The organism is Bradyrhizobium arachidis (genome assembly GCF_015291705.1).
Taxonomy (GTDB): Bacteria; Pseudomonadota; Alphaproteobacteria; order Rhizobiales; family Xanthobacteraceae; genus Bradyrhizobium; species Bradyrhizobium arachidis.
In genome coordinates, this window is sequence record NZ_CP030050.1 from 3,617,024 (window position 1) to 3,629,975 (window position 12,952).

Here is a 12,952-nt window from a genome sequence, read left to right on the forward strand (position 1 = left end):
TGTCGTTCTCCTATTCCGCGGCCTGAAGCGTGGTCGGGATGGGTGCGAAGTCCTCCCGGAAGTGCTTCAATGCACTGAGCACGGGGTAGGGCGTGAAGCCGCCGAGTGCGCAGAGCGAGCCGAATTTCATGGTGTTGCAGAGGTCCTCGACGAGCGCGAGATTTTCATGGACGCGCTCGCCATTGATGATCTTCTCGATGGTCTCGACGCCGCGGGTCGAGCCGATCCGGCACGGCGTGCACTTGCCGCAGGATTCGACGGCGCAGAACTCCATGGCGAAGCGCGCCTGCCTGCGCATGTCGACGCTATCGTCGAACACGACGATGCCGCCATGGCCGATCAGGCCGTCGCGCGCAGCGAACGCCTCGTAGTCGAACGGCGTGTCGAACAGCGCGCGGGGGAAATAGGCCCCAAGGGGCCCGCCGACCTGAACCGCGCGGACCGGACGGCCGGTGGCCGTGCCGCCGCCGATCTCGTCGACGAGCTCGCCGAGCGTGACGCCGAAGGCGGTCTCGTAGAGGCCGCCGTAGCGGATGTTGCCGGCGAGCTGAATCGGCATCGTGCCGCGCGAGCGGCCCATGCCGAAATCGGCATAGGCCTTGGCGCCTTCCGCGAGGATGAAGGGAATCGCCGCGAACGACAGCACGTTGTTGATGACGGTCGGCTTGCCGAACAGGCCGTGATGCGCCGGCAGCGGCGGCTTGGCGCGCACGATGCCGCGACGGCCTTCCAGGCTCTCCAGCAGCGAGGTCTCCTCGCCGCAGACATAGGCGCCGGCGCCGACGCGCACTTCGAGATCGAAGCTGTAGGCGGAGCCGCCGATCTTGTCGCCGAGATAGCCGCCACGCTTGGCCGCCACGATGGCGGCGTTCATCGCCTCGACCGCATGCGGATATTCGCTGCGGATGTAGATGTAGCCCTTGGTCGCGCCGACGGTGATGCCGGCAGTCGTCATGCCTTCGATGACCAGGAAGGGATCGCCTTCCATGATCATGCGGTCGGCGAAGGTGCCGCTGTCGCCTTCGTCGGCATTGCAGACGATGAACTTGCGGTCGGCCTTGGCTTGCGCGACGGTTTTCCACTTGATGCCGGTCGGAAAGCCCGCGCCACCGCGGCCGCGCAGGCCGGACGCGGTGACTTCGTTCAGGATCGCATCCGGGCCGAGCGAGAGTGCGCGCTCAAACCCCTTGTAGCCGCCGTGGGCGCGGTAGTCGTCGAGCGAGCGCGGATCGATCACGCCGCAGCGGGCGAAGGTGAGGCGGGTCTGGCGCTTCAGCCAGGGAATCTCGTCGGTCGCGCCGAGCCGCAACAGATGCGGCGTGTTGCTGGCGAGCGCGTCGAGCAGGGAGGGCACGTCGGCTTCGGTCACAGGGCCGAAGGCGATCCGGCCCTGCGGCGTTGCGACCTCGACCAGCGGCTCCAGCCAGTACATGCCGCGCGAGCCGGTCCTGACGATCTCAACGGCGGCGCCGCGCTTGGCCGCGGCCTGTTCCAGCGCCAGCGCAACCTCGTCGGCGCCGACGGCGACCGCACCTGCATCGCGTGAGACGAAGAGACGCATGCTCATCGCTGTGCCTCCGCGACCAGCGCATCGAGGCGCCTCTCGTCGAGCCGGCCGACGAGCCTGCCATCAAGCATCGCCGACGGCGCGGTCGCGCACAGGCCGAGGCAGTAGATCGGCTCGAGCGTGACGCGATCATCAGCCGTCGTATTGCCGAGCGACACGCCAAGCTTCGATTCGGCGCGCGCGGCCAGCGCATCGCCGCCCGCGGCCTGGCAGGCCTCTGCGCGGCACAGCTTCAGCACGTGGCGGCCGGCCGGCTTGTGGCGGAAATCATGATAGAAGGTGAAAACGCCGTGCACCTCGGCGCGCGACAGATTCAGCGCCTGCGCGACCATGGGAATCGCCGCCTCCGGCACGTAGCCGAACGCCTCCTGAAGCGCATGCAGGATGACGAGCGTTGCGCCCTCCTGCTTCGCATGTTCAGCGATGATCTCGGCGCCGCGCGTCTCGTCCCAAGGCTCGTAAACCGCTGTCATTCTTCGTTCTCAACCTCAGCGTTATTTCCCCACAAAGTATTTGGAATCATTCGAAGATCAATAAAGCTGTCTCATGCTGCGATTGCGAATTCAGATCGATTTGCAACCGCAATCGGTCGATACGAATGGGTAATGAAGCTTGTATCGGCTGCCGGTTTTTGCGTGTTGGTGCAGGCCCGGCATGCTAGCTTGCATGCCACGACAGAATTCGAGGGGACGTCCGGTTGATCGACAAGCTTGAACTGCTGCTGGCGCTGGCGAAGGAACGGCATTTTGGACGCGCGGCAGAGGCTTGCGGCGTGACCCAGCCGACGATGTCGACCGGGCTGAAGCAGCTCGAGGAGATCCTCGGCGTGATGCTGGTCCAGCGCGGCTCACGCTTCCAGGGGTTCACGCCCGAAGGCGAGCGGGCGCTCGACTGGGCGCGGCGGATCGTGGGCGATGCCCGCGCCATGCGCGACGAGATCAACGGGTTGAAGCACCAGCTCTCCGGCGAGATCCGCATTGCCGCGATCCCGACCGTGCTCGGCATGGTCGCCGCGCTGACGACGCCGTTCCGCGCGCGGCATCCCGAGGTGCGCTTCCGCATCCAGTCCACGACGTCATCGGAGGTACTGGGGCTGCTCGAAAATCTCGAGGTCGATGCGGGGCTGACCTATATCGAGAACGAGCCGATCGGCAAGGTGCGCACCATTCCGCTCTACAACGAGAGCTATCGTCTCTTGACCGCGCCGGACGGAATGTTCGGCGACCGCGAGACGGTGACCTGGACCGAGGTCGGGCAGGTGCCGCTGTGCCTGCTGACGCCCGACATGCAGAACCGCCGCATCATCGATCGTGCGCTGCGCTCGGTCGGCGCGGAGGCGACGCCGACCTTGACCTCGAACTCGCTGCTCGTGTTGTTCACGCATGTGAAGACAGGGCGCTGGGCAAGCGTGATGCCGGCCAAGCTCGCCGAGACACTCGGCCTCTCCGACACCGTGCGTTCGATCCCGATCATCGACCCCGAGGTCAATTACAGCATCGGCATGGTGATCCCGCAGCGCGATCCCATGACGCCGCTGATCGCGGCGCTGGTCAATGTCGCGCGCGAAGTGGCGCCGTCGCTGCAGCTGTAGGAGCCAGAGCGGCGGGGCCGGAGCAAGCGTTGTATCGGTGCTCGTTGAAACGGCTGCCGCGTACTCCGCCCTCATCCTGAGGGCCCGCCGGAGGCGGGCGTCTCGAAGGATGGCCTCGGGCGAGCTTCCTGCCGTACGCTAAGCCGCCGCCGATATACCGGTCGCCGCCTTGACGGCGTTGCGCGGCAGGGTGACGCGGACGACGGTGCCGACGTCGATCTTCGAGCGCAGCCGCATCGAGCCGCCGTGGAGCTGCGCCAGCGAGCGGGCGATGGCAAGGCCAAGGCCCGAGCCGTGATAGGTCTTGCTGAGCTGGCTCTCGACCTGCTCGAACGGGCGGCCGAGCCGCGCCAGCGAATGCGGCGCGATCCCGATGCCGGTATCGGCGATCATCAGCACGATCCTGTCGTCGAGCTCGCGGCTGCGGACCACGACGCGGCCGCCGTCGGGCGTGAACTTCACCGCGTTGGACAAGAGGTTGACTATGATCTGCTTGGTCGCGCGGCGGTCGGCGACGACCGAGATGGACTTCGCGATGTCGGCGTCCAGCGTCAGGTGCTTGTCCTGGGCCCGCCCGGTGACGACGCGCAGGGATTCCGCCAGCGTCTGCGCCAAGTCCAGCTCTTCCATGTCGAGCTTCATGCGCCCGGCCTCGATCTTGGACATGTCGAGGATGTCGTTGATGACCTCGAGCAGGTAGTGGCCGCTGGTCAGGATGTCCTGGCAGTATTCCTGGTACTTCTCGCTGCCGAGCTCGCCGAACATGCCCGAGCCCATGATCTCGGAGAAGCCAATGATGGCGTTCAGCGGTGTGCGCAGCTCGTGGCTCATATTGGCAAGGAATTTCGACTTGGTCTGGTTGGCTTCCTCGGCGCGGGTCTTCTCGCGCTGGTACTTCTCGGCAAGGTCGGCGAGCTCGACCGCCTGGCGCTCCAGCGCTGCCTGCGAGCGCTTCAGGTCGATGACGGTGGCGCGCAGGCGCAGGTCGTTGTCGACCAGCTTCTGCTCGTGCTCCTTGATGCGGGTGATGTCGGTGCCGACCGAGACGTAGCCGCCGTCCTTGGTGCGGCGCTCGCTGATGTGCAGCCAGCTGCCGTCGTCGAGCTGCGCCTCGAAGGTGCGGGCGCCCGGGCCTTGGGCACCGGTCTCGTTGTGGCGGGTGCGCACCTCCGGCATGCGGCCGACCTCGAGCACGGTCTCGTAGGAGGTGCCGGGAATGACGGCGGTGTCGGGCAGCTTGTGCAGGCGCTGGAAGTGCGAATTGCAGAGCACGAGGCGGTCGCTGGCGTCCCACAGCACAAAGGCTTCCGGGATCGTCTCGATCGCGTCGCGCAAGCGCAGGTCGGCTTCCACGGTCTTCTCGGCGAGGCTCTTCTGCTCGGTGATGTCGACCGCGATGCCGATCAGGTGCACGCTGGAATCGGTTGCCCCGCGCGTCTTCTCGCAGCGGACGCGGAGCCAGATCCAGTGGCCGTCAACATGCTGCATGCGGAAGGTCTGGTCGATGTGGTCGATCTTCTCGGAGATGAGCTGGTCGGCGATCTCGAACAGATCGATGTCGTCGGACTTCACCAGCGCGTTGACCTCGCCGAAGGTGAGGAGCTCGTTGCGGCCGTCGAGGCCGAGCATCGAGAACATCGACTGCGACCAGAAGATCCGGCCGCGCGACAGGTCCCAGTCCCACAGGCCGCAGCGGCCGCGGTTGAGCGCGGTGTCGATGCGGCCGCGCACGGCGTCGTTGATGAGGTCGCCCTCGCGGGCGCGGGTGGACTGCCAGTGGAAGGCGAAGCCGAGGATTAGGACGACGAAGCCTGTTGTCGCCGACAGCGTCACCGAGAGCGCGGCGTCAGAGCCCCAGATCGGCTCGTTGCGCTCCTGGATCACGGTGACGAGGCCGGGCAGCGACTTGATCTGGCGCGAGATCGCCATCGCGGCGTTGCCGCTCGGCAGCGTCATGTCGGAGACGTTGTTGTCGCGCGGCGGAGCTGCGAGCAGCTGCGCGGTGGTGATCGCATCGAGCAGGCGGTCATTGCCGGCGGGATCGCTGTCGATCGGAATGCGGGCGAGGATGCGGCGGTCGATGCCGGCCGAGGTGACGATGACATGGCGGCCCGCGGCAAGGCCCCAGGACGGGATGAGGTCGGGCAGCAGCGTCGGCAGGTTCTCGATGTTCTTCAGCCGCTCCATCCGCGACGAGGTGAGGCGATCGATCCGCTCGGCGAGCAGGTCGGCGAGCGCGGAGATGTCGTGCCGGACGACCTGCCGCTTCTGGCGCGTCTGGTCGACGACCTGCACGAACGCGCCGAGGCAGATGGTGATCAGGAAGGCAATGATGAGCGTCGGCACGGCGCGGCGCAATGCCGGCTCCGCGATCAGCAGCCGGTGGTAGGCAGGTTTCGCGATCGATTGCGCCAATCCCTTGATCGAATCGGATTGGACGCACGCGTTCGCGGCGTCTGCACGCGACATGCCTTCGGCCCCCTGAAAACTGCTCGGAAGCGGCCCCACGTCGCTTCCGAATCACATCGATTTGAATCCAGTTTTGCCGGGCTGTCGAGAGTCAACGAATCGTTAACGCGAAATTATTCTTATCCAATGCGCAGTTTGCGCATCGAATGTCCGCAAACTCAGGGGCGCGAGGAGTCCGAAACGAGAACGTACGACTCCGCACGCATTCCATGTCACGCGCGCGGCGGCTCGGCGTGACTGATGACGCGCTTCACGCTCGGGAACGCGCGGCGTAGCGCGCGCTCGATCGCGTCGACATGCTCGTGCACCTTGATCACGCTCATCGACGGCGCGGCGCGGCAGTGGAAGTTGACGATCTCGCCGGCATCGGTGTTGCGGACGCGCACATTATGGATGTCGTGGATCTCGCCTTCGCCGGCGAACTCGGCCAGTGCAGTGGCGATGGTCTGCACCCGCTCCGGCGCGGCATCGACGCCGAACGGCAGTTCCGGCTCCAGCGGCTCGATATGAACGTCGACCTCGACGTCCTCGCCGAACTCCTCCTGGATGCTGCGCTCCAGCGTGTTGGCGATGTCATGGGCGGCCTCGAGCTGCATCTCGGCGTCGACCTCGAGGTCGATGCTGACGATCAGCTTGGCGCCGAGATCGTGCACCGTGACGTGGTGGATGGCGAGGCCGGAATTGTGGGCGATCACCATGATGCGGTCGCGCACGGTCTCGTTGTCGCGCGCGACCGGGACCGGGGTGAAGGTGAGGTCGGCATCGCCGAACGCCTTGCCGACGGCGGCCTGCGCCTCGCGCTTGATCTCCTCGACACGGTCGATCGGATAGGTCCGCGGCACCTTGGCGATGGTGTCGATGAAGGTGGTCGCCCCGACCATGCGCACGCGCAACCGCTCGACGTCGATCACGCCGGGGACGCCGCGGATCGCGGCGGTGGCCTTCTCCTGCGCGCCCTCGGGGGCGCGGTCGACCAGCGTCTGCACGGTCGAGCCGGCCATGCGCAGGCCGAGCAGGGCGATCATCACGGCAACCGCGGCGGCCGCCGCGGCGTCGCCCCACCAGAAGCCGAGGGCGGCGAGGATCAGGCCCACGATCACGGCGAACGAGCCCATCACGTCGGAAGCGAAATGCAGCGCGTCGGCGGCGAGCGCCTGGCTCCTGGTCTCCCGCGCGGCCCGGTGCAGGGCACGCGCGCGCCAGAGGTTCACGACGATGTCGATCACCAGCACCACGAACGGCACGGCCGAAATCGTCGGCGGCGCGGTTCCCTCGCGCAAGCGGCCATAGGCCTCGACCAGGATGCCGCCGGCGAGCACGTAGAGCAGGGCGGTGACGCCGAGCGCGGAGATGCTCTCCAGCTTGCCGTGGCCGTAATGGTGCTCCTCGTCGGCCGGCTTGTCGGACACCCGCACCACCGCCCAGGTGATGATGGTCGCGACGAGGTCGATCGAGGAGTGCAGGGCCTCGGAGATCAGCGCGAGCGAGCCGATCGCGATGCCGACCACGAACTTGGCCGCCGCCATGCCGCCGCTGGCGAAGATCGAGATCGCGGCGACCGAAGTCTTGTTGTGCTGGGAGGTCATGGCGGGGATGTAGCAGGGTGAGGTCGAACATCAAGCGACGATCCACAGCTATAGTCGCAAGTGAGTTGCAGGAGCGAAGCTATTGCGAATGCTTCCGAATTGAATGGTGGCTGATGCCACTTGCTCCGTATGCTCGGGCTCGTCCCGGGCATCCACGTTCTTCGTGCCAAGCCGCCAAGACGTGGATGGCCGGGTCAAGCCCGGCCATGACGAGCGGAGAGAGCGGCGCGCTCCAAACTCGTAGGGTGGGCAAAGGCGCGATAGCGCCGTGCCCACGATTCCTCCGTGATGGATACAGATCGTGGGCACGCTTCGCTTTGCTGCCCACCCTACGAGACCGGTGTCTTTGGATGGCTCCGGGGCGTTACGGCACCGTCACCACGATCTTCCCCAGATGCTTGTTCGCCTCCATGTGCTCGAACGCCTTGTCGATGTCGTCGAACCCATAGACCTTGTCGATCGGGAGCTGCAGCTTGCGCGATTCCACCGCGCCCCAGATGTCCTTGCGGACCTCCTCGAAGATCTCGCGCACCTCCTCGATGGTGCGGGTGCGGAAGGTGACGCCGATGTAGCTGATGCGGCGGGCGGCATGGAGGTCGAAGTTGAAGCCGGCATGGGTGCCGCCGAGCCGGCCGACATTGACGATGCGGCCCAGGACCCTGGTTGCGGCGAGGTTCTGGTTGGCAACCTTGCCGGAGACCTGGTCGACGATGAGGTCGACGCCTTCGCCGTTCGTCGCCTTCAGCACCTCCTCGGCCCATTTGGGGTCCGAGGAATCGACCGCGAGGTCGGCGCCGTATTCCTTCAGCCGGCCGCGGCGGTAGGCATCGGTCGAGGAGCCGATCACGAGCTTGGCGCCCTTCAGCTTGGCGATCTGCATCGCCATCAGGCCGACGCCGGAGCTCGCGCCCTGGATCAGCACGGCCTGTCCCGGCTGCACGCCGCCGACGGTGACGACGGCATTGTGCATGGTCGCGAGCGCGACGGGCAGGGTGGCGGCCTCCTCGAAATTCATGTTCGAGGGGGCACGGAACAGCCGGCCATGGTCGGCGAGCGTGTACTCGGCAAACGCCGCGCCGCCCGATCCCATGATGCGATCGCCGACCTTGACGCCCTTGGCGTCCGGTCCGAGCTCGGCGACCTCACCGGCCCATTCCATCCCGAGCACGGTGCCGACACCGCCGGCCGCGCCATGGGCGTGGCCCTTGCGCATGCCGGTGTCGGCGCGATTGAGTCCACAGGCACGCACGCGGACCAGCACCTGCGTGCCTTTCGGCTTAGGTTGAGGAACGTCGGAAATCTGAGCGCCATCAGGGCCGTAGACGTAAGCCTTCATCAATTGCTCTCGCTTCTTACAGTGAATATTCCGCCGCTTGCGCGCTCGGATGAACGATCATGCCTTCGAGCCTGTTCCTGATGATCGCTTGCGCTTCGCGCACGATGCGGGAGATCAGCTCGGCGCAGCTCGGGATGTCCTGGATCAGGCCCTGAACCTGGCCGGCCGACCAGATGCCTTCGTCGGAATTGCCGGTCGCGTAGACCATCTTGCCGCGGGCCCCCGCAACGAGCTCGCGGATGTCCTCGAACCTGGCGCCTTCCTTCTCCATGGCGACGACCCTGGTCGAGATCTCGTTCTTGGCGACGCGGGAGGTGTTGCGCATGGTGCGGAAGATCAGCTCGGTCTCGCGCTCGTCATTGGCGACGATCTTTTCCTTGATGAGCTGGTGGATCGGGCTCTCCTTGGTCGCCATGAAGCGGGTGCCCATGTTGATGCCGTCGGCGCCCAGCGCCAGCGCGGCGACGAGGCCGCGGGCATCGGCAAACCCGCCGGAGGCGATCATCGGGATCTTGACCTTGTTGGCGGCGGCCGGGATCAGGATCAGGCCGGGGGTGTCGTCCTCGCCGGGATGGCCGGCGCATTCGAAGCCGTCGATCGAGATGGCATCGACCCCCATGCGCTCGGCCGAGAGGGCGTGGCGGACGCTGGTGCATTTGTGCACGACCTTGACGCCGTGCTTCTTGAACTCGTCGACATGCTCCTGCGGCTTGTTGCCGGCGGTCTCGACCACCGTGATGCCGCTCTCGATGATGGCGGCGCGGTATTCCGCGTAAGGCGGCGGCTTGATCGCGGGCAGGATGGTGAGGTTGACGCCAAAGGGCTTGTCGGTGAGGTCACGGCAGCGCGCGATCTCCTTTGTGAGATCCTCCGGCGTCGGCTGGGTCAGCGCCGTGATGAAGCCGAGTGCGCCGGCATTGGCGACGGCCGCGACCAGCTCGGCCCGCCCGACCCACTGCATGCCGCCCTGGACGATCGGGTGCTCGACCCCGACGAGTTCAGTGAAGCGTGTCTGCAGCATGATGTGTTCCCCCTGGGTGGCCCGCGGGCTCTGTTATCGGTTGATGGCCGGAGGATGCCGCCGGGGGTGGGAAAAGTCTATTGCGCGGGCGTGCGGTTAGGGCGGGGCGCTCATGCAGGGGATGAGGAAGATTCCGCGGGGCGGATAATTTGGATGATCTCGTGTCCCGGACGCGCTGCAACGCCTCTTGGCGTTGCGGCGCAGAGCCGGGACCCACATTCTGCGTCCGGGGCACGGATACCGAGGCTGCCGCTACTCCGCCGACAGCCGCACCATCTGTCGGCCGCCGTTCATTTCCTTGAGGCGGTTGACGAAGTTTTCCGGGCGCTGCCAGCGGTTGGGGACTTGCAGGCCCATGAACTCGGCGATGTCGCCGATGAAGCCGGTGCAGTTGGTGGTCTCGGCATTCCAGACCGGCGAGCTCGTCTGCAATTTCTTGATGTAGGCGAACACGCGCTTGGCGTCGGCCTCGTTGAGATAGACGCGATAGCTCGCGGTCAGATATTCCGGATCGAGATCGCCGTAGCTCGCGCCGGTCTCTGATGGCACCCAGGTGAGGTGACCGAGCACATAGGCCCAGGTGTCGCCGGCGGGCGTGAGCCCAGCAACCTCGACGGCGCGCTCGCTGGTCTTGCCGTACCAGACGAAGGCATGGCCCCAGCTCGCGGCCGTGCGGGCACGGAAGTCGACGTAATAGGGACCTTTCTCCGCGCGCGCGACCGGGCGCCGCGATTGCGGTGCCGGTCGCGAGGCGGTGTCGGTCGTGGCAAGCGCATTGGCGTCCGCCATGCGCTTGTTCGCTTCGTGGGCCGAAGCCGAGGGCGTCGTGCACGCGATCATGGCCGCGAGCGCGGCCCCCGCGATGATGCAGGATCCCGTTCGATCAGCTTTGTTCGTCACGCTGTGCCCCCTCGACTGTCGGCCGCTTGCGCAGATTCCGCTAATGCGTCAGTAGCGCGCTGCGACCGGGCCGGGCGCCTTGCCGATCGGGGCCTTGCCGACCGGGCTCTTGCCGATCGGCATCTTGCCGATCGGGGCCTGCTCCGCCGGATAGACCGGCACGGGCTGGCGGCGCGGCAGGTCCGCAGCGTTCGCAGCCGTCACCAGAGCAAGCGTTGCACCCAGAACAAATACGATCTTCTTCACAGTGATACCCCTAGAAGGTTGGTCCAAACACGGCCATGCCGTGCCCCCCAGACACGCCTCACAAAAGGGCGGCCGAATGCGTCCAAGTTGCGGCGCGCACGGGACATGTTGGCGGCATCTATCGGGCGAACGCAGATGTGATGATGTGTCCGGATGTTTCTGGTTGGTGCGATGCCGGTCCTGCGCGGCAATCACCCGATTCGGTTCAGGCTGTTCCTGATCGTCGAGAAGATGCCGCCGATGTCCTTGCGCAAGGCATCGAGCGCGTTGAAATTGTCGAAGATGCGTGCGAGGCGGTCTTCGACTTCGCGCTTGCTCTTGGTCAGCGCGTCCACACGCGAGGCCAGGGTCACGCCGGCATTCGCCTCGATCTCGCCGACGGTTCTGGCGAGCAGGTCGCGCGTGGTGCTGACCTCGGCGATCATCGCCTCGATGCCGAACACCGGGGCCTTCAGCGGGACGAGGTCAGCCTGCGACTTCGACAGCTCGGTCTTGAAGGCGTTCAGCGTCGCCAGCGTCTCCTGCAACGCGCCGAGGCGCTGGCGCGACTGGAGCACGAAGTCGTTCAGCGCGTTCTGACGGTCGGCAAGCGACTTGCCGTCGCGGTCGGTTTCGACCTCGGCGAGCGAGCGCTCGAGCTGGGCTCGGCGTTGACCGAGCTCCTCGAAGTCGAGCCGGACGGCCTTGAGGATGTTGAAACTGTCGTCGATGCGGGCGAGGCGCTGCTCGATCTCGATCTTGTTCTTCGACAGCGTCTCGACCCGGCTGGCGAGCGGCGCCTCGCCGCTGGTCTCTAGCTCGTCGATGCTTTTGGCCAGGCGGTCATGGCTGAGGGCGAGCTCGCCGATCAGCGCATTGATACCGGCGTCGTTCGAGCGCAGCGGCACCAGCTCGGCATGGGATTTCGCCAGATCTTCCTTGTACCGGTCCAGGGTTGCGAAAATGTGCTGGACCGTGTTCACCCGCGTCAGCAGCGCCGATACATCGCGCGCGATCTCCTTGAGCCGGTCGCCGAGGTTGTTCTTGCGGTCGTCGGTCTCGAGGTCGTGCAGGGAGCGTTCGAGCTGGTTCTGGCGGTCGCGGATCTCGGTGAAGACAGGCTCGACGGCGCGGCGCTGATCGGCGACCTTGCCGACCATCTCGCGCAGCGCCTGCTGGCGGCGGCGAATCTCGGCGAGCTGGTCATGCATATCGGTGGATTCGTTGCGGCCCTGCTGCAGCAGCGCGCGCTGCTCGGTCTCGCCCAGCTTGCCGTCGAGGGCGGAGACCGCCTCCCTGGGGTCGCTCTCGATCAGGTGCTGGACGGTGGCGTCGAGGTGGTTTTGCAGGGCATGGGCGACGACGACGTCCTCACGGGTCTTCCTGAGGCGGTCGCGCAGGGTGTCGAGGCGCCGGTCCTGGCGCGACAACCGCCAGGCGCTTGCGCCGATCAGCGCCAGGGCGGCGGTCAGGACCGTGCCCGTCGCGATACGTTGCGGCATGGGCAGGCCCGCGAACCAGGCGGACAGGTGGCTGATATCGTAACCGAACGCCTGCTGGACCAAAAACGCGATGGCGGCCAGCAGGACGAACCAGGCACCCAGGAAAAATAGCCACATCGTGAATTCCTCACGCCGGCACAATGTTGCCATAGTTGCTATTGGAGAGCGGAACCGAGATCAAGGGGTGCGGCTGTTGCCGGATGTGTCCAGTCGCACGAATCCACCGCCGGTTGCGTCGGCAGATCGATGGAGCGGCGTGGCGAGGTGCCGGGTTTTCCCGATTGGTTGGGGCCGTGGCTGCCAACTATCCTCCGCGGTCATTCCGGGCTCGCGACTTCGTCGCGCCCCGGAATGACGGAGAGGGTGGGATTCGTAGACCGCATGCAGGTAGCGCCATGCGGGACCACGTCAACGTCTGTCCCGGATGTCAGTCCGGACTACGGCGTCCTGCTCGCTATCACTTCCCGAGGAAGTTCGAACGCATCTTGTCGGCGAACCAGACCACGAAGATCGCAGCGAACGCGAGGGCAAAGTAGAGAGCCGTCCACAAAAGTGCATTAGTGGCATTCGTCATGGCGTCCTCCCTTGCATCAGACATCGATCTGTTGCCGGGAAGGATAATGGCGACCGCGACGGCGCGATTTGCGCAGGATCAATTTTGCCGCGCTGCGGCGAAATGGCCGGCGAGCCCTTCATTCCGAGGTCACTCCGTCATTCCGGGGCGGCGCGCAGCGTCGAGCCCGGAATCCATAACC

General features: G+C 66.0%; 10 protein-coding genes. 1 reads left to right on the plus strand and 9 read right to left on the minus strand.

Translation table 11 applies throughout. The annotated features are described in order from the left end of the window. Positions 1–10: 10 nt before the first annotated feature. Together WN72_RS16655 and WN72_RS16660 are read right to left on the minus strand one after the other, a co-directional pair. Entirely contained in the window at positions 11–1,567 is a 1,557-nt protein-coding gene (locus WN72_RS16655) for a formate dehydrogenase beta subunit (protein ID WP_092217108.1), read from the minus strand. Next, positions 1,564–2,040 (minus strand): formate dehydrogenase subunit gamma, encoded by a 477-nt coding sequence (locus WN72_RS16660; protein WP_092217107.1) that lies wholly within the window; start codon positions 2,038–2,040, stop codon positions 1,564–1,566. The genes WN72_RS16655 and WN72_RS16660 overlap by 4 nt, the downstream gene beginning before the upstream one ends. 224 nt (positions 2,041–2,264) lie before the next feature. Between WN72_RS16660 and WN72_RS16665 the strand changes: the two genes are divergently transcribed. Then, the gene (locus WN72_RS16665; RefSeq protein WP_027558830.1) at positions 2,265–3,158 is read left to right on the plus strand and encodes a LysR family transcriptional regulator; all 894 of its coding nucleotides are present in this window, start codon (positions 2,265–2,267) and stop codon (positions 3,156–3,158) included. Between the two features lie 138 nt (positions 3,159–3,296). On the opposite strand, the gene WN72_RS16670 is transcribed toward WN72_RS16665, so the two are convergent. The 7 genes from WN72_RS16670 to WN72_RS16700 form a co-directional block, all read right to left on the minus strand. After that, positions 3,297–5,627 (minus strand): PAS domain-containing sensor histidine kinase, encoded by a 2,331-nt coding sequence (locus WN72_RS16670; protein ID WP_092217106.1) that lies wholly within the window; start codon positions 5,625–5,627, stop codon positions 3,297–3,299. 212 nt (positions 5,628–5,839) lie between these two features. Next, the gene (locus tag WN72_RS16675; protein ID WP_027558832.1) at positions 5,840–7,213 is read right to left on the minus strand and encodes a cation-efflux pump; all 1,374 of its coding nucleotides are present in this window, start codon (positions 7,211–7,213) and stop codon (positions 5,840–5,842) included. 364 nt (positions 7,214–7,577) lie between these two features. Further along, the gene (locus tag WN72_RS16680; RefSeq protein WP_092217105.1) at positions 7,578–8,549 is read right to left on the minus strand and encodes a zinc-binding dehydrogenase; all 972 of its coding nucleotides are present in this window, start codon (positions 8,547–8,549) and stop codon (positions 7,578–7,580) included. Positions 8,550–8,565: 16 nt separating this feature from the next. Then, on the minus strand, positions 8,566–9,570 hold the full coding sequence (locus WN72_RS16685) for an NAD(P)H-dependent flavin oxidoreductase (protein ID WP_092217104.1): 1,005 nt from the start codon (positions 9,568–9,570) through the stop codon (positions 8,566–8,568). A gap of 252 nt (positions 9,571–9,822) precedes the next feature. Continuing rightward, a complete protein-coding gene (locus WN72_RS16690) occupies positions 9,823–10,470 on the minus strand; it encodes a hypothetical protein (RefSeq protein ID WP_027558835.1) in 648 nt (215 codons plus the stop codon). Between the two features lie 48 nt (positions 10,471–10,518). Beyond that, positions 10,519–10,722 carry a hypothetical protein gene (locus tag WN72_RS16695; RefSeq protein WP_018647766.1) on the minus strand — a complete coding sequence of 68 codons (204 nt, stop codon included), beginning with the start codon at positions 10,720–10,722 and terminating at the stop codon, positions 10,519–10,521. Between the two features lie 185 nt (positions 10,723–10,907). After that, complete coding sequence (locus WN72_RS16700; RefSeq protein WP_167380909.1) at positions 10,908–12,314, minus strand: hypothetical protein; 1,407 nt, start codon at positions 12,312–12,314, stop codon at positions 10,908–10,910. Positions 12,315–12,952: the final 638 nt, after the last annotated feature.